Source organism: Kitasatospora sp. NPDC051164 (genome assembly GCF_044455625.1).
In the GTDB taxonomy this organism is placed as follows: Bacteria; Actinomycetota; Actinomycetes; order Streptomycetales; family Streptomycetaceae; genus Kitasatospora.
This window is the reverse complement of record NZ_JBITFB010000023.1, coordinates 64,993-84,985: the sequence shown is the minus strand read 5'-3', so window position 1 is coordinate 84,985 and position 19,993 is coordinate 64,993. Positions and strand designations below refer to the sequence as shown.

Below are 19,993 nucleotides of genomic sequence, written 5' to 3'. Positions count from 1 at the left end.
CCGCTCGGGCGGCGGGGAGCTTACAGCCCTCCGGCCGGGCCGGGGCGGCCTGCGACCACGGCGGCCTGCCGGACGCGAGCGGCGACGCTCGCGCCCGGCAGGTGCGTGCGCGGGCTCAGACAGCGTGCGTCCCGCCCGGCGTGAGGTCGAGGTAGGCGAGGGCCTTGTCGTCGCTCGGCTTGTAGCGGGGCCATGCCCGGCCGTCGGCGTCCCGCTCCTCGGCCTGGTGGACGGCGTCGACCAGGGCCTGCGGCCCGTCGGCGCGGCAGGAGGCGGCCAGCTCCGTCCACGAGTACAGGCCGTAGTCGTCGACCGCGCTGGAGACCCCGTCGGTGGCGGCGATGATCTGGGCGATCTCGGCTCGCGACCAGGTAGCCGTGACCGCCTGGCGGCCGGCCTCCGGGACGGCCTCGGCCACCCAGTAGCCGCCCGGCTGGTTGATCCATCCCATCTGGGCGTCGCGCAGCTCGACCAGCAGCTGGTGGTGCCGGGTGTCGAAGCCGCTGCCCGCGGCCAGGCGCCGCCGGTACTCGGTGGCCTGCGGCCGGGTCTCCACCAGCTCCGCCAGACGGGTGTCGGTGAGCGTTCGCACTGTGCCGTCGTGGCCGATCACCACGATGGGGCTGTCGCCCAGGACGGCCGCCTCCACCACCGTGTCGCCCAGGCGCACGACGGACACCGTCGCGGCGGGCGAGGCCCCCGGTGTCAGCGCGTACTCGCGGGTGATCGCCGAGATCGCGTCGTGCAAAACGTCGGTCAGCTCCGCCCCCGGGCCCGCGGCGAGGCGGTCGACGATCAGCTTGCCGAGGGTGTCCGCGTACCAGCCGCCGCGGGGCCGGTCGTCGGAGAGGGTGGAGACTCCGTCGAGGACCACGAAGGCGTCGCCGGAGGGCGTGGCCAGGATGCGGTCCTCGCTGGGGCGGTCGTTGCGGCCGGGCCTCTCGCCGGTACGGAGGTGCGGGGCGGGGGCCGGTCGGGTCGGAGGCACGGACAGTTGTCCTTCGCTGGCTGGGGAAACGGCGGTCATCAGGTGTTCTGCAGGGCGGTGGTGATGAGGGCGCGGGCGTCGTCGAAGTAGACCGCGGACTGCTTGAGCCGGTCGAAGGCCCGCTGGAAGACGGGCACACGGTCATCGGTGATCGTCTCGCCACCGCGGTAGCCCTCGACCTCGACCCGGGCGCCGTCGAAGATCCCGAAACCGTCGCCCGGGTAGACCTGGAGGCGGGCGCGGGCGGGGATGATGCCCAAGGTGAGGCCCGGCAGGTCCGTCGCCTCCAGGAGGCGGGCGAGCTGGGGGCGCATCACGGCCGGGCCGCCGATGCCGGTGAGCAGGGCCTGCTCACCCAGCAGGACGTGGTAGGTGCGTCCGTCCTGCCCGAGGTACTGGGCGCGGGCGACGCGTTCGGCGGCTCCGGCGTCGATGTCGCGAGGGGTGTCGTGCAGGTCGGCGACCAGCCGCAGGACCTCCCTGGCGTAGTCGCGGGTCTGCAGGTTTCCCCAGACGAGGTCGGGGCTGAACCCGTGGTAATGCGTGGTCTGTTCGACGAGTCTGCGGAACTCGGCCTGGATCGGGCCGGTGCCCTGCCGCAGCAGGCCCCGCCAGTCGGGAGCGGACACGGGAACCACGTGGGTGTGTGCGGGGTCGGGGCTTCCGGGTGCGGGCATGACGCCTCCTATGGGATGGGTGCGGCCGGGGTGCCGGCGGCGGGACGGGATCCGGGACAACTGCGGTAGGGCGGGTGCGCCCGGCAACGGCGGTGGCCCGGTTCGCCGGCACCGGCCTGGCCGGTGATCGGGCCGGTGGCTGCGGGCTGTGGTGCGCGGGTGGCGGCCTTCCGTCGGTCAGCTGGGTCCGTTGGCTGATGGGTGGGGTGTGGCCCGGGTGGTTGCCGTGATCGCCGTGAGGTCGAGGTCGGTGGTGACGGGCAGGTGATCGCTGGCCCGTTCGGCCGCCGTCAGCGTGCTGGTGGCCAGGTGCTTGGTGATTGCCGCGGACGCCTTGTCGGCGATCGAGCTGAGGCCTTCGGCGAGATGCCGGTCGACGACCTCGGCGAGCACCGGGCCCAGGGGCCCGCCGTGGGTGGTGTGCTCGCGGACGGCGGGGGCCAGGTCTGCGGTGACGCGCAGGGTGTCGATGCGGCGGGGCCCGAAGCTCTCGCAGCGTCCCCCGGCGTCGATCCAGTGGCCGGTGGTGGGCAGCCACGGCGCGTCGGCCACCGCGGCCGTGTCCAGGAGGCCGCCTGGCTGCTGGAGCAGGAGGGTGGTCGCGGCGCGGTCGGACACGGGTGAGGCGGTCGGGTTGTCCGGGTCGAATCGCGCCTGGTAGCGGACCTTGCGGTGGGTCTGGCCGGGCAGGGTGTCAGGGTCGAAGTACGCGCCGGTCGGCCGGCGGTCGGCGCTGATCTCGTTCCAGTCGGCGCCGATCCCGCCGGGAAGGCCGTCTTGGAAGGCGGACAGCACCCGGTACGCCTCGCTCAGCCGCTGCGGGGGCCGGAACGGGTCCGCGTGGTAGGAGCCGAGCCGGACCTGCCCGGCCGTCCCGGTCCCGGTGTCGAAGACTGCGGTGGTCATGGCGTGCCAGAAGTCCACTCCGCCCCTGCAGGTCCACAGGCTGCCGGGCAACGGTTCGAAGCCGGGGCGCCAGAGCAGGCCGAGGTGGAACTTGTGGTGGCTGCTGCCGAGCGCGGGCTCGGGCACCGTGCTGGATGCGCGGGTCGCCTCGCAGGACATGCCGGTGTCGTCGGCGAGGCGGCGCAGGACAGCCGCGGCCTCCTCGGGGTCCTGTCCGATGATCTCCTGGACGGCGAGGACGTCAGCGTCCAGGCCGCGTATCACCTGCACGAGCAGGTCGTAGCGCTCCCGTTCCTCGCGCGAGGCGAGCTGGCCCAGGTTGAACAGGTTGTAGGTGCCGAATCGCAATCGCATGGAGTCTCCCTGGTGGTGGGCCTGTTGGGGTTGGTCGGCTGCGGGTGGCCCGGCCGGGTGGATGCCCGGTCAGGCGGGCTCGGCCGCCGTGCGGTCACGCTGGCCGGGCACCTGGGCGGCGAACTGGCCGGCCTGAAGCAGGTAAGCGGCCCGGTATCCGCCGTCGGGGTCGGCCATGAGCTCGGCATGCGTGCCGCTCTCGGACAGGCGGCCCTCGTGCAGGACGTGGATGAGGTCTGCGTCGGCGGTCGCTCCGAGCCGATGGGTGATCAGGATGACGGTGAGGCCCTGGTCGGCGAGTTCGCGGATGCGCGTGAACGCGGCGATCTCACTCTGGGCATCGAGGGCGGAGGTGGGCTCATCAGCGATGACGAGGTGGGTGGGGCGTCCGCCGGGTCCGCTGGTAAGGGCCCGGACGTGGGTGCGGGCGGCACCGACGCGCTGCCACTGGCCACCGGACAACTGCACGCCGCCCTGGAAGCCGCGGGCGGCGAGGGTGTCCCAGCCGTTGGCCTGGGCCTCGACGACGGGGTGCAGGTCGGCGTAGTCGGCCGCGCCCTTGAGCAGGGTCGGGTCGTCGCCGTGCTCGGGGCGGCCGACCAGGACGTTGGCGCGCAGGGTGAACGGCCAGCGTTGGAAGTCCTGTTCGAGGACGGCGACGGAGGAGAACAGCTGGTCCCGGTCGGCGCCGGCGGTGTCGGTGCCGTCCCACAGGATGCGGCCGTTGTCGGGGAGGTAGAGGCCGCAGAGGATCTTCACGAGGGTGGACTTGCCGGAGCCGTTGTCGCCGACCAGGGCGACGACCCTTCCTCGGGGGATCGTGAGGGTGATGTCGGTCAGGGCCGGGGTGCTGCGGCCGGGGTAGGTGAAGCCGACGCCCTCCAGGGTGATGGTGTCCGGTCGGTGCGGGAGGTCGGCGCCGCCGGTGGGGATGGCGCGGCGCTCGGCCTCCCGCTGCAGGCGCTCCAGGTCGGCGACGAACAGGGCCTCCTCGTACAGCCCGTTCGCGGTGCGCACGAGGGAGGTGATGTCAGCGGCGCCGGTGCGGATGCCGACCACGGCGGTACCGGCGACGGCGAGGGCCATCTGCCCGTCGTGGACGAGCCAGCCGAGGACGGCGAACGTCGCGGCGGCGGCCAGCCCGGACAGGGCGGAGGCGAGCATCGAGGTGCCGGCGGCGGCGCGGGCGAGCCGGTTCTGCTCCTGTTCGGACGCCTCGGCCATCGCGCTGTAGTGGCCGAGGATGAACGGGCCGATGGCGTGGACGCGGACCTCTGGTGCGGAGTGCGGCTGGGTGATCAGCTGGGCGAGGATGGCGGAGGCCCGGTGGTGCTGGAGCCAGGCCATCATCGAGCCGTAGCGGCGGCGGGCGGAGCGCACCGCTCCCCATCCCTTCGGGGCGGCGATCAGGGCCAGCATCGGCATGAGCACCGGGTCGAGGGTGAGCAGGACCCCGCCGGCGGCCACCAGGCCGAGCAGGGCTGTGAGGACGGCGATGCTCTGGCTGATGAGGCGCCGCACCGCTGCGGTGCCGAACCTGGCGGACTCCAGGAGCCTGCTGAACTCCGGGTCCTCCAGGGAGGCCAGCTCCACGCGGGCTGCTCCGCGCAGGAAGGCGACGGTGGCCGCCCGTTCGGTCTTGGGCTCCAGCCGGCCGCCCGCCCAGGAGGAGGCGATGCCCAGGAGCGCGGACAGCGCGGAGGCGCCGCCGACGGCGAGCGCGGCGGGCAGAGCCGCGCGCAGCAGCTGGTCGGCGCTGCCGGAGGCGAACAGGGAGGCGAGCGCGCGGTTGGTGGCGAGGAGCCCGAAGGCCGCGGCCAGGGCCCGGCCGATCTCGGCGACGGCGATGACCACCAGGGCGGTGCGGTCGGCCTGCCAGGCGAGGCCGAGGGCGGTGCGGAGCATGCCGGGGATCTGGCGGGCGACGGTGAGAAAGTCGATCTTGAGCATGGTCTGCTCGTGGTGGGTGAAGCCGTAGTCGTAGCGCAGTCGGCCGCCGAAGAGGAACTGCTCGCTGTCGGAGACGCTCTCGTCGGTCGGGGGTTCGGTCGGGCGGGTCCTCAAGCGCTCTCCTCAACTGGGCGGACGGTGCGGGGCGGTGCCGTCATCGGCTGGTGGCCTCCGGGACGGGGTGGGTGGTCAGCAGGAGGCAGAGGAGGCCGTCGAGCGGGTACTCGGTCACGGCGGCCCAGCCGAACGAGAGCAGGAGATCGATGTCGGCTGTGGGCAGCCCGCTGGAGCGGTATCCGGGGGTCTGCCGTTCGGTGACTGGGGTGGTGACGAGCAACCTGCCGCCGGGGACGAGGAGGTTGCGGGCGCAGGCGATGGTGGGCACGAGGTCGACGAAGGGCAGGACCAGGCGGAAGGTGACCAGGTGGTAACCGGCCGCCGGGAGCAGGGAGAGGCCGCCGCGGTTGATGTCCAGGAGCTGGAAGTCGAGGCCGTCGCGGTCCTGGTTGCGGTCCTGGGCTGTGGTGACGGCGACCTTGGAGAAGTCGGCGCCTGTGGTGGTGAAGCCCAGGCCGTGGAGGACGGCGGCGTACTCGCCGGTTCCGCAGCCCAGGTCGAGCGCCCGGCGGCCGGCCCCCGGGCCGAGATGGCCGGCGAGCAGTTCGACCTCCTGCTCGGTGACGGGCCGGAAGTTCTTCCCCTGCGCGTAGTGGTCGTTCCATTGATCGGTGTCGAGCACGGCTGTTCCTTCCGGTGGTGGGCAGCGTGGCGGTCGTCGGGGCTAGTCGGCGGGGCCCGGGCCGGGTGGGTACAACGGGCCGGGGGCCAGGCGTTCCAGGAGCCGGTCGACGGTGCCGTCGGGCCGGTACAGGGTGCGGTAGGCGTACGGGTACGCGGCGCCGGGAAGAGCGACGACGCCTTCGTCGGTGACGGTGCGGCCCTGGGTGATGGCGAGCAGCCGTAGGTCGACGTCGGGCGGCAGGGCGGCCTGGCCTGGCGGGGGTGGGCGCCGGTGACGACCGGTCATGTCAGGCCCCGACCAGGGCGCGCAGGTCATCCGTGGGGCCCCAGCCGTGGGTGGAGAAGCCCCGGTTGTCGCCGGAGAGGTAAGCGGTGAGGGCGGCGTGCGAGGTGGGGAACATCGGGCCGGGCAGCGCGTCCGCCGGCTCCCACTGGACGGCGAGGTGCTTTTCCGGCTCCATGTTCGTCAGCTCGCCGTCCCAGCTGGTCGTGGCGAACACGCTGAGCAGGAAGGGGCCCTTGCCGTCCCAGCCCTGGCGGACCTGAATGGTGTGGACCAGTCGCAGCTCCTCGGGGGCGACGGTGATGCCGGCCTCTTCGTGCAGCTCGCGGGCGGCGGCCTCGTCCAGGCGTTCGCCTTCCTCGGCCTTGCCGCCGGGGATGGTCCAGGCGGGCACCGTGGACCAGGAGTCGTTGGCGTAGTGGACGCAGGCGACCTTGTCCGCCTTCTTGTCGTGGACGATGACGCAGACGGCCTGACGCAGGGACTGCATGGATGCTCCAACCAGGTGCGGGGGAAGGGGTTTTCACGCAGAGGTGTTCGGACTGCGCAGCAGCTCCAGTACGGTGCGGGCGTAGCCGAGGACCTCTTCGTCGTGGTGGTGGTCGAGGGCCCAGCGCAGGGCGGCGGGGCAGTCGATCGCGGCCCAGGCCCGGCACGCGGCCCACTCGTCGGCGGTGAGGGTGCGCCCGTAGGAGGTGAGGAACGCGGTGCGCAGGTCGGGGCGGTGGGGGGTGAGCTGGAGCATGACCCGCATAAGGTCGCGGCGCACGGGCTCCTCGGCCTGGCTGCGTTCGAAGTCGATCACCCCGACGGTGAGTCGGCTGTCCCTGTCGCGGTTGATGATCCAATTGCGCGGCCCGAAGTCGCCGTGGCAGGTCGCGATCGGGAAGCCTGGTGGTTCGGTGCGGGTGGCCTCGGCCAGGACCTCGACGTCCTCGGCGGACAGGCGGGCGTCGCGGGCGCGGGACAGCGCCCGCTCGCGCTCCTCGCCCCAAGGAAGCCGGTCACCGACGACGGCGCCGTCGGTGACCGGGTGGGCGTGGATCCGGGCCGCGAGCTGCCCGGCTTGCCGGTATACCTCGCACTCCTCGGCAGCGGTGAGCGCGGTTTTGATGGCCGGGGTGCCGGGCAGCGCCGCGGTGACGACGAGCAGCGACAGGGGGTCCTCGGCGAGCAGGGCCGGGGCCCGGCCGGGGCCGAGGGCCGGTGCGAGGTGGCGGTAGGCAGAGGCTTCGCGCCGGTGCATCAGGGCGTTCTTGTGGCGCTTGGCGAACAGCCGGTGCCCGTCGTCGTCGACGACCTCCCAGACCACCGGGTCACCGGCCCGGCTGCGCGAATGCGTCCCCCGTAGGGCGTACCGGCCTGCTGCTGTGCGCAGCAGCCGGTCCACGGCCTGCGGGACGGCCGGGCCGCTCACGCGTCCCACCCGACGGTCGACAGCGTGCTGCTGCGGGCGATCTCGCCGAGGGCGTGCGCGGTGTAGGGCACGGTGTCGGCTGGCAGCCCGTCCGGCGGCCACCACCGCAGCTCCCAGCACTTGTCCGGCTCGGCGTTGCGGATCCGCCCCCGGTAGCGGGTGGGGCGGAAGAACAGCTGGATGCGGCTGCGGCCGTCGTCGGCGTCGAGGTGGTGCAGCGTGTGGACGAGGACGAGGTCGGCCTCGGCGACGGTGATGCCCAGTTCCTCCTCGGCCTCGCGGCACATCGAGGCGGTGACCCGTTCGCCCGGCTTCATGTGGCCAGCGGGAACGTGCCACTGGTTCTCGGCGTAGGTGGTGTTGCGACGTCGGCCGAGCAGTACGGCGCCGTGGTGGTCGGTCAGGACGAGGTGGACGCCGACGACGAGCGTCACGGGGTCCGCCCCGGCGGCGGGCGCGGCGGTGTGCGGGTTCACGCGGTCCTCCCGGACGGCAGGCCGGCCGCGTCGGCGAGCAGCGCCAGGTAGTGGTGCATGTAGGGCGGGACATTGAGCAGCGGGACCTCGTCGAGGGGAACCATACGCACGGCCAGGCCCTCGTCGCCGAGCCGCAGGTCGCTCTCGGGGCCGTCCCAGACGCCGTGCAGGACACGGGTGAGAGGGAGGCCGTGGTCGTGGTGCGGGCTGGGGAGGGCCCGCAGACCGGAGACGGCGATCCCGGCCTCCTCCAGGACCTCACGCACCGCGGTCTCCTCGGCCGTCTCCCGTCCCTCGCGCCAGCCGCCGATCGGCGTCCAGTAGCCAGGCCACGGGCCCGGCCTGTCCTCGCGCAGGTTCATCAGCAGCCGGCCCTCGCGGCCGGTGACGAAGACGAGGACGCCTTCGAAGTCGTCGTCGGCCGGGGCGGGGCGCTCCAGGTAGAGCGTGACGCCGGAGCGGTGGGCGCGCAGCACCTGCCGCAGCCGCTGGTAGCGGTCCGGGTCCATGAGCGCGCGCCAGTCGTGGGCGCTCTCGAACCGGAACTCGGTGTGCTCGGCGGGGTCGAGGCGGATCCGCGACTGCTGCTCGGCGTCGAGGACACCGCCGTCGAAGACATACCCGCAGACCGGCACCGGGTACGAGGTGCCGGCCTGCTCGTGGATGACGGCGACCAGTCGCCGCTGGGCGATGACCTCGGGATTCTCTGCGGCGAAGTCGAGGCCCAGCTCTTCAACGGCCTCGATCAGCGCGGTGCTGAAGGGTGTCGCGCCGTGCTCGACGTTGCCGCCGGGGAAGCTCCACACGTCCGGGTTGATCGTCGAGCGCATGCCGAGGATGCGGCCCTGCGGGTCGGTGACCAGGAAGCTGCCGTAGGCCGTGGGGCGGGCGATGGTGGTGACGTAGCCGCCGACCGGCCGCCAGCCGGGGATCGCCAGGCGGCGGGTGAGCCACTCGATCACCTCTCGCTGGCCGTCGCCGGTGTGTGGGAGAGCGTCCACGGCCGCCCACTGGTGGTCGTCGTGGTCTTTGGAGAGGACCACCGGGGTGCCGTCGGGGACGGTGGTGGTGAAGACGAACTGCCTCACCCGACGCCCTGACTGGTTGGTGAAGTCGAGGTGGCGCAGGTACTCCAGCGGCAGGCCGGCGAGCCCGGCCTCCTCTGCCAGTTCGCGTGCCGCACCCTCCTCCACGCCCTCGCCCGCCTCGCGGGCTCCGCCCGGGTACTCCCACAGGCCGGGCAGGACGTCGTGGGGGCTGCGGCGGATCATCAGGATCCGCCCCGAGGCGTCGCGGACCACCACGCCTACCCCGATCCGCTCTCTGCCCTCGCGGGCGGCCAGTGCGGTCAGTTCACCGAAGTCGATCACCGGTTGTACTCCTTGGTCGCTCGGGCGGGCACGGCCCGCTGTTCGGGGGCCGGGACCGGCCGCAGATCCTGCGGATACGGGTCGGGCACTCGGACGTGCGGAACGTCGGGGTGGCGCATGCGGAATCATCAACTCAGCTACTTTCGGGCCAAGTTGACGAGCGCGCTACGGACTGGAAGCGTCCGATGATGGTGCTGTTCGACGGCCTTGTTCAAGTGGATTACCTCCGGGCGAGCCCGGGTCGAACGGGTTGTTTTCGAGCACCTTCCCGGCGCCGTCCAGGGAGTCGTCCAGGCCGCGGCGGAGGGCGGCGGGCAGGGCGCCGGAGTCCAGTGCGCAGGCGGCGAGCGCCCGTTCGAGTGCAGTTGCCGTGCAGGTGTCCAGGCGGGCGCGGACGCCGGGGTGGGAGAGGAGATCGCGGGTCGCGTAGCCGTCGCCGGATTCACTCGTTCGGCGGGTCAGCTGCCGCAGCAGGTTTCGGGCCGCGGGCGTGTCCGGGCCGGCGGCGTCGAAGGCGGTGAGGGCGAGGCGGGTGTGGAAGACGGCCAAGCCCTCGGCGTCGTCGAGGGCAAGCCAGTGGCCGATCGCCTTCTCGGCGGCGTGCCGGTCGCCGGGGCGGCACAGCGCGGTGAGCACTACGGTGACCGCGTCCTCCCAGGCATCGCCCGGCTCGGTGTCCTCCAGCAGGGCGAGGGCGCCCGGCCGGTCGTCGGCCGTGACGGCGGCGAGGACAGCGACCTGACGGCCGTCGAGGATGCGCCGGCCGATGCCTCGGTGCTCCTCGATGTGTCGCAGGGCATCCTTCCAGCGGCCGGCGGCGGTGAGGGCACGGGTGCCGTCGGCGAGGACGACCCGCCACAGCCACGCCCTCACCTCGGCGCGCTGGTCGTCGGTCGCGGTCAGTTCGGCCGGGACGGTGATGCCGTCGAGGACGGTCTCGGTGGTGTTGGTGACGGATCGGTAGAGGTCGAGGAGGAGCTGGTGGCCGCGCTGGTGGTGGCCGGCGCGGATGTGGAGGCGGGCGAGGTTGACGATCGGCTCGAGCCCTCGGATGGCGCTCATCGCCGGGAGCGGGCTGCGGGGCAGGTAGAGGTCGGCGTGGCGGTGGCACAGCTCGCGGGCGTAGTCGGGCAGGCCGAGATCGGAGGCGAGGAGGGCTGTCTGGTTGAAGACGGTGGATGCCTGGCCCGGGTCTGCCTGTTGGGAGGCCGTGTCGGCCAGCTCGCGGAGCCGGCCGACACGGGCTTTCAGAGGCAGGCACGCGGGCCGGATCCTGGCGACCAGCGGGAAGCGCCGGGCGACGGGTCCGGTCGGGTGCACGGCGGCTACTCCCAGGTGACGGTGATCGGGTGGTTCGGGCGCTCCAGGACGAAGTGGCCGGCCGCCGGGTCGGCGGCGGGGGTGTCGGGGAGGGCGATGCGCAGGCTCCGGTTGCGGAAGCCGGTGTTCCAGATGCGGATCTGCTCGGAGACGAGGTCGGCGAGCGCGGCGCCGTCGGGGCCGTGGCCGATGACGCCGGTTTCGTAGGTCTTGCGGCCCTCCGTGGTGGGCTCGCCGGGGCGCAGGGTGAGGTAGGCGAGGGAGCCGTCCTGGACGGTGGCCATGGCGCCCCAGCCGAACATCGGGGTGACGACGCCGCGCTCGCGTGCGGAGCCTGTGACGCTCATCCGCATCAGGGAGTTGGGCAGGGTCAGGGCCAGCCACAGGTCCTGGTACTCGTAGGTGGTGCCCCCGGGGATGGTCACCCCGGTCCAGGTCTCGTGGCGTCCGCTGTCGAGGACGCCGAGCAGCATGGAGGCGTCGACCGCGTCGTCCTGGTCCTTGTGGACCTGGAGGGTGACGTCGCCCTCGCCCGTGAGGTGGAGGGTGCGGCGGGCGTCGTCCATGCTGCCGCGCAGCGGCATGAAGACGGCGAGCTGGTCGTCGACCGACACCCAGCCGTCCTCACGGCGCTCGAAGGCGATGGTCCGGGAGGCGGTGCCGCGCAGCCGCAGCGGCAGCACGATCCGGCCGGTGGGCTTGACCTGCTCCAGCCACGGGGTGGGCATCTCGCTGGTGCTGACGGTGGCGATCACGCGGTCGAACGGGGCCGCGGCCGGGTGGCCGAGGGCGCCGTCGCCGAGGATGGCTTCGACGTTGGTGATTCCGGCGTCGGCGAGGTGCTTGCGGGCGCCGTCGACGAGGTCCTCGTCCACGTCCACGGCCGTCACGTGCCCGTCGGGGCCGACGATGCGGCCCATGTAGGCGGCGTTGACGCCGGTGCCGGCTCCGGCCTCGAAGATCTTCTCGCCGGGCTGCGGGTCGAGCTGCTCCAGCATCAGGGCGACGATCGCGGGCTGGGAGGCGGCGCTGATCTGCGTGCCGGAGCCGTCGGCCTTGGTGTAGGTGGGGTTGTCCGCGTACGCGGTCTCCAGCGGGAAGCCGGGCAGGAAGTGCTCGCGGGCAACGGTGCGGAAGGCGTTCTCGACCGCGGTGGTGCGGATGGCGCCCTGTTCGAGCAGACGGTCGGTGAGAGCGGCGCGCAGCTCCTCGGCGGTCGGGGCGGCGGAAGCGGTGTCGCTGCTGAGAGTAGTCATGTGGGTGACCCTAGTAGTGGTGCGGATGGTGGACATCGAGGGCGCGGGGCCCTCGTCGGAGTGGAAGACGGCGTCCAACGCCCGTGCCGCCATGGCGGCTTGGTGGTCGACCGGCAGGCCGGCGCGGTTGGCGTGGAAGAGGAGGTGGTGCGCGAGGACCGCCCGGGGCCCGCGGGTGAGGTGGCCGTCGCGGGCGAGGCGGGCGAGGTCCTGGCCGGCCTGTTCGAAGGCGTGGACCCAGCCGCCGTGATGGGCGAGCGGGGCGGTGTCGCGGGTGAGAGCCCAGGTGTCGAGGCGCATCAGGTGGCGCATCGCCGCGGCCAGGGTTACGGCACGTTCGGGGGCCACGGGTGCCGGGGTGTCGCGGAGCATCGCGAACTGGGCCCACACGTCGCCCTGTTCGTACCAGTCGAGTCCTGCCGCGCGGAGCATGGCGGAGGTGAGGACGACGATGGTCTCGGTGCGGCCGAGGGCGGGCGGGTTCGGCTCTGCGGCCCGGGACAGCAGGTGGCGGCTGTCGGCGTGGAAGAGGCGGTGGGCGATCTCCATGGCCTCGGGGCCGCCGAACGCCTCGGTCTCGGGCTCGTAGATCACGGTGGCCCAGCCCGTGAGCAGGCCCTCCTCGGCGAGGGTGTCCAGCAGGGAGGTGAAGACGGGCACGGGGGCGGCGGCCCGGTAGCGCAGTCGCAGCCCCTTCTTGCGCATGTACCACCAGCCGTCCAGGTCGCCGTTGTCCTGGGCGAAGGTGAGCACGGGGGCCAGGTGGTGGGCGGCGGTCTGTTCGACGGTGGCGGGGTCGGCGAAGGTGAGGTCGTGCTGGATCCAGCCGGTGGTCATCGGATCGGTCCTTGGTCGGGTGGTCAGGAGGTGAGCAGGCAGGCGTCCCAGCGGGTCGCGGGGGTGCATCCGGTGGCGGGGGCGAGCAGGGCCAGGGCAGTGCCGGCGGCACCTTCCAGGAAGGCCGGGCCCGCGCTCGCCAGGAGGCGACGGGCCTCCTCGTCCGGGTCGGCGTGCGGAGGGTGGGTGGTGTCCAGGAGAAGGGCAGCAGCCGAGCGCAGCCGGTCGGCGTTGCGCGGGGAGGCGTCGCTGGCCGCGCGGTGAGCGATGTGGGCGAGCCCGGCGTAGCCGTGGCAGGCGGACAGGTCGGTGGTCGCGGCGAGGCCCTTCGGGTCGACCAGCGCGGTGGCCAGCGCGCTTTCGGCGTCGTGGCGAAGGCGCTGGTCGCCGAGGGCGAGGGCGGCGAGCTGCTGGGCGCGGGCGATGCCGGCGGTGCCGTAGCACCAGCTCGGCCGCTGCGGCGCGAGCGGTCTGCGGTTTGGGCCGGTCAGGTGCGCGGGGGTGATCCAGTACGGCCAGGCGGGGCCGTCGCGCCAGCGCTCCAGCCAGGCAAGGATCATGCGGATCGCCTCGCGCTGGCCGTCGACCTCGATGCCGCGCCGAAGCGCGAGGGCGAGGAGTGCGAGCGGCCCGGCGATCCCGTGCGCGAGGCCGGAGTTGGCGTGACCCTTGGGGAACCGGCTGTCCGTCTTGCCGGATGGACCGGCGAGTGTCCACCAGCCGGGCAGGACCTCCCCGTCGTGCTTGAGGTCCTCGGTCAGACGGACCAGGCAGGCCAGGATCCGCCGCATTGGCTCCCCGCCGGGGGCCCGGCGCAGCAGGACCGAGCCGATGCCGGCCAGCCCCCGGATCGTGTCGAACTCGGCGAGCCACGGCAGGTCGCCGCGCTCGGTCCGGGCCTCTGCCTGCTCGCAGCGGCGCACCGCGTCGGCGGCCACGACCTGGTCGAGGTGCTCGAGGGCTCGCTGGTAGGTGCCGGGGTGGGCCTGGGCGGCGCAGGTGAGGGCATGGGCGAGCGCCGGGGCACCGTAGTAGAGGTAGCTGTCCGTCCCGCTGGTGACCGGGACGCCGGCCGCGACCGACAGCCAGGCCCGCACTGGCTCCCACGGGCCCAGGCCCGTAGCGGCGCGCTCGATGTGCAGCAGGGCGATGCCCGGGGCGCCGTGGGCAAGGGACTGGCGCCACTGCGGGCGCGACGACCAAGCCACGGGGGCAGCTGCCGGGTCGGTGAGGAGTTCGGCGATCCGGTCGGACAGCCGAAGCGCTGGGTGCGGGGTGTTCACAGGTCACCGTCCCGGGACAGGCGGGCGAGCGCGGCAGCGCGGGCGAGGTACAGGACCCGGGCCTCGTCGTCGAAGTCGATGCGGTGTGCGCGGACGTAGGAGCAGTGCAGCAGCGAGCCGAGGACGTCGTCCGCCTCCACCCCCTGGGTGTGGGGGCCGGGGAAGAAGCAGCGGTAGGCGTCGAGGGCCTGGTGGCGCTCCGCCCAGGCGTCGATGACGGCGGCGCCGCCCGCTTCGTCGCGCAACGCGGCCCAGCCGTCGGCGGGATCCGCGAGGCGAACTGCCTCCGCGAACACCGGCCGGGCGACGGGCGCCGGGGGTTTGGCGGGGACATTGGCGACCAGCCAGCGCAGCCCCGCGGTGGCCGAGCCGGTGAAGCCGGCCGCGATGGCGACCGCCTGCGCGGCGAGCAGCGCGTGCCGTCCGGGGAGGGCGGGCCGGCACAGTTGGGCGAGCACAGCGGTGGAGTCGGTGCGGAAGACCTGCTCGGCGGCGGCCCAGGCGGGGCCCTCGCCCCACCGGCCGGTCTCCGCGTAGGAGGTCGGGTACACGACCTCGGACAGCAGCCCGGCGTGGTGGAGTTCGGCAGTCCAAGTACTGATCACAGTGGCGGCGGGCCCGAAGGCGGCCGGATCCGACAAGGCGATCCGCAGCCGCAGGTGCTGGCGTGGGTCACGGAAGCGGACGAACCACCACTTCGGGTTGCCGAGGCGCTCCAGTAGGTCGGGCAGGTGGCGGGCGAGGACGGTGTCCTGGCGTTCCAGGTCGCCGTAGAGCGAGGCGAGGAGCACCGGGGAGGCGGCGGGGGCGTCGCCGTGGCCGCGCCGCAGGATCCGGTCCGGGGTTGGCGCGGGCAGGCGCGGCCAGGCCGGGGCCCGGGTGGCCGTGACCGGAATGGCGACCTCGTGGGCCCGGCCGTCGGCCCAGCCGAGGTCCGCCGGGTCGGGGGCCTCGACGAGGACGGCATGCGGGGCGGATTGCAGGTGCTCGCGCAGCAGGACGCGATGACCGGGATGGTCGAGGTCCAGAGGCAGGCCCTGGCTGTCGGCGGTCAGCGTGACGTGCCGGGCGACGCGGCGCCGCGCCAGCCATGCCGAGAGCGTCTCGTCCCATTCGGTGAACCCGGTGTTCGCGGTGGGGAGTTCGGATCGGTTCAGGCGCCAGGAGGCCGCGGAGACGATGACGCGGCCGTGCCGCAGCCGGGGCCGGAACGGCAGCGCGCCGAGGGCGCCCCAGGAGAAGCGGGTGACCTGCGCGGTGTGGGCGCGGGACAGCTCGGTGATCAGCCGGGCCAGCGGCGGGGTGTGGGTGCGCAGGTTCAGGGCGTGGGCGGCAGCGGCCTCGATCCGCACACCGAGCGCCGGCGCGGCCAGGTACATGCGCCGCCCGTCGCAGCCCACCGCCAGGTCCTCGGGCCCGAGAACGCCATCGGCGGACGGGCGGTGCTCGGCGAGGGTGATCACCAGCTGGCCGGTGGCGATGCTGCGGGCGACGTGCCCGCTCGCCCCGTCCAGTGGCGGATACGAGAGTTGCGCGGTGACGGCGTGCTCGTCCATCGTCGGCAGACTGGTCATCAGGCCGGTGAACGCGGCCCGGTGCGCGGGATCGAGGAGGTGGAGGAAGCGACCGACCGAGACGCCGGCCGCGCGGGACGCCGTGACGGCCTCCAGGCGGAAGGCGCCACGGTCGAGGTCCTCCCGGGTGCGGGCGTGGATACGGGCGATGATCTCCAGGTGCGGGGGAACCCGCAGTTCGTCCCCGGCAAGGTCGAGCGAGCCGAGCAGGGCTTCGTCCAGGACGACCTCGCGCTCACCGTCGAGCGCCGCGCGCTGGGCGAGGGCGGCGAGCAGCTCGTCGCGTTCGTCGAACCGCGGCCTGTCGGCGGGCCGCACGCCTGGGTAGCCGTCGGGCCAGCCGATCCCGCTGTCCGCCACCACGTCGAGCAGCGGCACCAGCGCGCCCCGACCGTACCGCTCGTAGAAGCGCTGGTGGTAGGCCCGCCACGGCGCCGGTCCCTTGGGCGCCGGGCTGAGCCGGGTCAGGAGGAGGGCCGCGCGGGCGGCCTCGTCGGCCACGGCCTGCGGGAGGACGATCTCGGCGTCCAGCCGCAGGTCGACGGCCGACCCCGCGGGGCCGGTGCCGGCGGTGCGCAGGTTGTCCAGGATCTCGGCGACGCCCGGCAGTTCGGCGGCACCCGCTCCCTCCACCGTGGTGTGCAGGTGAGCGACGGGGTCGGGGTCGGTGGCCGGCGCGTGCAGGCTGGTGATCAGCACACGGTGGGCGACCAGCTCGGTCAGGACGCTCGTGACCTGCTCAGCGGACGCGGCGGGGAACTCGACGCCGACCTTCTCGGCGAGGTCGCGGAAGCGGACCGGGTCGCGGGCGACCTCCACAGCGAGTGCGACGGGACGGGTGCGGCGCAGGGTCGTCTCGGCGGCGGCCGTGCCGAGGCCGGGCCGGGCGAGCGGGCGGTGCGGAACGACGAGGCGCTCGCCGCGCACCTGAACGGTGTTATTCGCGACCACGTCCAGGAGGTCCAGGAGGCCCGGGAGACGCTCCAACTGGCTGACCGCCCCGTCGAGCCGCGCCGCCGAGACTGTACGGGTGGCGCGGTGTTCGCGCCCCCAGCGCAGGGCGGACACCGGGGCGAAGGAGGCGCCCTGCACGCCGGCGAAGAAGCCGAACGGGGTGGCGCGGCCCGAAGCACGCAGCACGTAGCGAGCGGTGGAGAGTGCCGCGTGCCGCACCCTCCGGGGCTCGGGGCCGTCGGCGGCGGCGAGCTGCCGGACCTGCTGGGCGAGGACAGGGCTGGCCTGTTGAAGGGCCTCGGCGAGGCTCGGCTCCGCCCACACTTCGCGCAGCCACTGCAGCTGACGGTCGGCCTGCCCCGCGCCGTCGAGGTCCGGCCAGGCGGGCACCGCAGGAGCGGGGTGCGCGACGGCACGCACGAGAGCCACGCCGGCGGCGCGGTAGGAAGCCGTGGAAGCGGTTGGGCGCATGGGTGGCGGACCTCGGGATCGGGGCGGATCGGGACGGGGCGGCGGCCGGTGCGGCTGGTGCCCCGGGGGGCTCCCCGGGGCACCAGCCGGATGGGTCAGTGCACGCCGGTGGTGCAGGCGCCGCAGGTGGCGCCGCAGCCGTCGTCGGTCAGGACCTGCAGGCTGGCCGCGTCGGTGGTCTCGACGGTGCGGACGTCAAGGTCGAACTCGTCGGTGACGGCGACCGGGGCGGCCTTGGTCTCGGCGGCGATCTTCTGGGCCATGTGTTCCTCCTGTTGGGTCATCCCTTGCGGGACCTGGCGTCGGGGCGCGAGATGCGCCTCGCATCACCAGGAGTCGGTGAGTCCGGGGCCGATCGTTGCGGCCTCCCGGAACGCGTGTGGACGAGAAGCCGCCCGGATGCGGTCGCCGTCAGCCCCGGTCCACCAGGGGCGCGGTGTCGACCGAACCGGGTGCGGGCCACGGGGCCGGGAATCCGGCGGCCAGGCCCAGCGAGAGGTGCGGCTGGCCGAGTGCCCGCAGCAGCAGCCGCTCCCCGGTGAAGCGGGTACGGCCGTGCAGGACACGATGGTTGTCCAGCACGAGGCCCTGCCCACAGGCCAGGCGCAGGCAGGTGGTGTGGCGCTCGACGGCTCGGCGCAGGACAGGCAGGTGGGCCTCAGCCTCGGGTGAGAACCGGGCCAGCTCGTCCTGGCGAAGCCGAAGACGCCATCGCCCGTCGGGCAGGTGCTCCAGGATGGGGGCGAAGTGTCCGTCCGATCCACCGAAGTACGCGGCCCGCGGCGCCGAGAGGGCCTCCAGCGCGGTCGGGTGGGAGGCGGCCAGTTCGGCGAGGACGGCCCGGCCGTCCACCACCAGGTTCTCGCCGCCCTCCTCGGCGGCCCGCGCACAGGCCAGAAGCATCAGCCGCGGCGGTCGGGGCAGCTGGGCACACTCGGTGTGCAGCGCAAGGTCGCCGCGTCCTAGGCCGGCGAAGCCCGTCCGACCCCTGTGCCGGCCGGTGTCGCGAATGACGGTCAATCCGTCCGGATCGGCGTCGCGGTGCCGCCACCGCGCGGACATGAGTGTCGCCGCCGCGTCGAGCACATCGCTGCGACCGCCGAGGCGAGAGAGCCGCACCAGGCCCCGCTCGCGCAGCACGGCCGCGGCACGTTCCAACCCGTCACCACCCAACGCGCCGAGGGTGAACTCTTCGTCCGTGGCGGGCAGCGTGGTACCGGAAGACGGCATGGAGGATCCCCCTCGTGAGAACGGGCGGATGGGAGAGGACACACTGTGGCGGGCGCACCCGCCCCGAGTGAAGTGACAAACTGTCAAAGATCGATTACTGCAGCGCATAAGCGTGCGGCGGCGGCCGACTGCTACGTTCGACGGGCCCGTACCCTTCCGTGCGCCGTGGAAGTAGAGATGACTGAACAGCCCTATGTACCGCCGGCCTTCCCGATCTCGATCAAGGGCGTCGTCCTCGACCCGCAGGGGCGAGTGCTGCTTCTGAAGAACGAACGGGCCGAGTGGGAGCTGCCCGGCGGAAAGCTGGAAGGCCCCGAGACGCCGGAGGAACGGGTGGAGACCGAGATCCGCGAGGAAAGCGGGTGGACGGCCGCCGCCGACGCGCTGCTGGACGTGTGGATGTACGAGCCCATCCCCGGCCGGAAGGTCTTCATCGTCACCTACGGCTGCACCGCCACCGACGCCCACCGGCCGCCGGTCGTCAGCCACGAGCACAAGGAAGCCGCGCTCTTCCACCGCGACGAGGTGCCCGGCCTGGTCATGCCCCAGGGCTACAAGGACTCCATCGCCCGCTGGTACGAACTGCAGGGCCGGGCCTGACCGGTGGCACGCCGCGACCCGCACGGCGGCATCCGCTGGCACTGGACGACCCCCCGGGCCCAGGACATCCTGCGCCGCCGCAGCCTGCCCGAGATCCTCACCTTCTACCGGCAGCTCAACCAGCTCCCGCAGGAGGAACTCGGCACCCTCCTCGGCTACTCCACCAGCTACATCTCCCGAGTGGAGACCGGAAGCCGCACCATCACCGACATCGGCGCGCTGCGGCACATCGCCCAGAGCCTCGGCCTGCCACCCCACGTCTTCGGCATCACCGACGACGCCGACGGAGACCACCACGCCATGATCCAGTTCGGTGAGAGCGTCCTGCGCCTGGCCGAGATCGCCCGCCAAGCCGGACAGGCCGCCGCCGCCGTCGACGAACTCTGGCCCCTCGTCGCCCGCCTCGAAGCCCGCGCCGCCGACGGCCACACCGACACCGACGTCCTGCGCCTGCTCGCCCGCGCCCGCGTCGGCCTCGGCGTCGCCCTCGGCCACGTCCTGCCCGAAGAACGCCTCGCTACCGCAGCACGCTGGACCGGCAAAGGCGTCGCCATCGCCCGCCGCCTCGACGACCGGGCCCTGCACGCCCACGCCCTGCGCCACCACGGCAACGAACTGCGCAAAGCCGGCCTGCACCACGCCGCCCTGGAACGCCTCGGCCGCGCCCGAGACCTCTCCCGCACCCCCGACGACCGCGCCGCAGCCGTCATCCTCCTCGCCCGCGCCGCCGGAACAGCCGGCGCCACGACCGTGTTCGACGATGCCGTCGCCGAAAGCCGACGCCTGCTCGACACCGCCAGCGTCACCCCGCTGTTCTCCGAGTTCACCCTCCACGAGGTGCAGCTGCGCGGCCTTGCTGCCACCGGCCGCGTTCCCGGCGCCGTCGAACTCCTCGAACGCGCACCCGCACCCGGCTTCCAGACCAGCCCGCAATGGCGCATCATCTCCGCGATCACCGCAGGCCAGATCCTGCTGCGCCGCGGGGACCGGGACGCGGCCGGGGAACAGATGCGCGCGGCCCTGCAGGGCGCCGAACTGCACCGGCTGCCGCACCAGGTCCAGCGAGTCATCCGCGCCAGCGACAGGCTCCCCGACATCCGCGAACAAGCACAGGGCACCCTCGACCGGCTGAGGGCGGACATAGCGGCCTGACCCGAAGCAACCTCGAGATGTGATGCTCCTGCTGCTGCGTACCCGCCACACCACGGCACCGGATCGCCAGCCGGCCACCGGGCCGGAGCACATCAGGGCATGCCGCCGACGGACCTCACTGGCGGTGTCGAAGGTCATCATCAGGTTTCTCCGC

Annotated in this window: 18 protein-coding genes; 2 read left to right on the top strand and 16 right to left on the bottom strand. The window is 73.4% G+C overall.

The annotated features are described in order from the left end of the window. Window positions 1-115: 115 nt before the first annotated feature. The 16 genes from ACIBEC_RS30795 to ACIBEC_RS30720 all read right to left on the bottom strand — a co-directional run bounded on the left by ACIBEC_RS30795 (window position 116) and on the right by ACIBEC_RS30720 (window position 18,087). The gene (locus ACIBEC_RS30795) at window positions 116-988 is read right to left on the bottom strand and encodes a protein phosphatase 2C domain-containing protein (RefSeq protein ID WP_360500618.1); all 873 of its coding nucleotides are present in this window, start codon (window positions 986-988) and stop codon (window positions 116-118) included. Between the two features lie 38 nt (window positions 989-1,026). After that, window positions 1,027-1,665 (bottom strand): DUF5753 domain-containing protein, encoded by a 639-nt coding sequence (locus ACIBEC_RS30790; RefSeq protein WP_360500621.1) that lies wholly within the window; start codon window positions 1,663-1,665, stop codon window positions 1,027-1,029. A gap of 177 nt (window positions 1,666-1,842) precedes the next feature. After that, window positions 1,843-2,925: a hypothetical protein gene (locus ACIBEC_RS30785; protein WP_360500624.1), complete on the bottom strand. Its 1,083-nt coding sequence runs from the start codon at window positions 2,923-2,925 to the stop codon at window positions 1,843-1,845. Window positions 2,926-2,994: 69 nt separating this feature from the next. Next, window positions 2,995-4,989 (bottom strand): ABC transporter ATP-binding protein, encoded by a 1,995-nt coding sequence (locus ACIBEC_RS30780; RefSeq protein ID WP_360500626.1) that lies wholly within the window; start codon window positions 4,987-4,989, stop codon window positions 2,995-2,997. A gap of 40 nt (window positions 4,990-5,029) precedes the next feature. Further along, on the bottom strand, window positions 5,030-5,614 hold the full coding sequence (locus ACIBEC_RS30775; protein ID WP_360500629.1) for a class I SAM-dependent methyltransferase: 585 nt from the start codon (window positions 5,612-5,614) through the stop codon (window positions 5,030-5,032). Window positions 5,615-5,656: 42 nt separating this feature from the next. Then, complete coding sequence (locus ACIBEC_RS30770) at window positions 5,657-5,902, bottom strand: hypothetical protein (RefSeq protein ID WP_360500632.1); 246 nt, start codon at window positions 5,900-5,902, stop codon at window positions 5,657-5,659. 1 nt (window position 5,903) lies between these two features. Next, a complete protein-coding gene (locus tag ACIBEC_RS30765; RefSeq protein ID WP_360500635.1) occupies window positions 5,904-6,389 on the bottom strand; it encodes an NUDIX domain-containing protein in 486 nt (161 codons plus the stop codon). 33 nt (window positions 6,390-6,422) lie between these two features. After that, window positions 6,423-7,316 carry an aminoglycoside phosphotransferase family protein gene (locus ACIBEC_RS30760; protein ID WP_360500638.1) on the bottom strand — a complete coding sequence of 298 codons (894 nt, stop codon included), beginning with the start codon at window positions 7,314-7,316 and terminating at the stop codon, window positions 6,423-6,425. Further along, complete coding sequence (locus ACIBEC_RS30755; protein ID WP_360500641.1) at window positions 7,313-7,792, bottom strand: NUDIX domain-containing protein; 480 nt, start codon at window positions 7,790-7,792, stop codon at window positions 7,313-7,315. Before ACIBEC_RS30755 ends, ACIBEC_RS30760 begins: the two co-directional genes overlap by 4 nt. Continuing rightward, a complete protein-coding gene (locus ACIBEC_RS30750; protein ID WP_360500644.1) occupies window positions 7,789-9,162 on the bottom strand; it encodes an NUDIX hydrolase in 1,374 nt (457 codons plus the stop codon). The genes ACIBEC_RS30755 and ACIBEC_RS30750 overlap by 4 nt, the downstream gene beginning before the upstream one ends. 165 nt (window positions 9,163-9,327) lie before the next feature. Then, window positions 9,328-10,482 carry a hypothetical protein gene (locus tag ACIBEC_RS30745; protein ID WP_360500646.1) on the bottom strand — a complete coding sequence of 385 codons (1,155 nt, stop codon included), beginning with the start codon at window positions 10,480-10,482 and terminating at the stop codon, window positions 9,328-9,330. 5 nt (window positions 10,483-10,487) lie between these two features. Further along, on the bottom strand, window positions 10,488-12,575 hold the full coding sequence (fxlM, locus tag ACIBEC_RS30740; protein WP_360500649.1) for a methyltransferase, FxLD system: 2,088 nt from the start codon (window positions 12,573-12,575) through the stop codon (window positions 10,488-10,490). A 23-nt stretch (window positions 12,576-12,598) separates the two neighbouring features. Beyond that, complete coding sequence (locus ACIBEC_RS30735) at window positions 12,599-13,858, bottom strand: lanthionine synthetase C family protein (protein WP_360500651.1); 1,260 nt, start codon at window positions 13,856-13,858, stop codon at window positions 12,599-12,601. Further along, entirely contained in the window at window positions 13,855-16,857 is a 3,003-nt protein-coding gene (locus tag ACIBEC_RS30730) for a lantibiotic dehydratase (RefSeq protein WP_360500654.1), read from the bottom strand. Before ACIBEC_RS30730 ends, ACIBEC_RS30735 begins: the two co-directional genes overlap by 4 nt. 95 nt (window positions 16,858-16,952) lie before the next feature. Continuing rightward, window positions 16,953-17,120, bottom strand: a complete 168-nt coding sequence (locus ACIBEC_RS30725) for an FxLD family lanthipeptide (RefSeq protein WP_360500656.1) — start codon at window positions 17,118-17,120, stop codon at window positions 16,953-16,955. Between the two features lie 148 nt (window positions 17,121-17,268). Beyond that, the gene (locus ACIBEC_RS30720; protein ID WP_360500659.1) at window positions 17,269-18,087 is read right to left on the bottom strand and encodes a TauD/TfdA family dioxygenase; all 819 of its coding nucleotides are present in this window, start codon (window positions 18,085-18,087) and stop codon (window positions 17,269-17,271) included. A 177-nt stretch (window positions 18,088-18,264) separates the two neighbouring features. Between ACIBEC_RS30720 and ACIBEC_RS30715 the strand changes: the two genes are divergently transcribed. Together ACIBEC_RS30715 and ACIBEC_RS30710 are read left to right on the top strand one after the other, a co-directional pair. Beyond that, entirely contained in the window at window positions 18,265-18,687 is a 423-nt protein-coding gene (locus tag ACIBEC_RS30715; RefSeq protein WP_360500662.1) for an NUDIX domain-containing protein, read from the top strand. Window positions 18,688-18,690: 3 nt separating this feature from the next. Next, on the top strand, window positions 18,691-19,839 hold the full coding sequence (locus ACIBEC_RS30710; protein WP_360500665.1) for a helix-turn-helix transcriptional regulator: 1,149 nt from the start codon (window positions 18,691-18,693) through the stop codon (window positions 19,837-19,839). Window positions 19,840-19,993 lie beyond the last annotated feature (154 nt).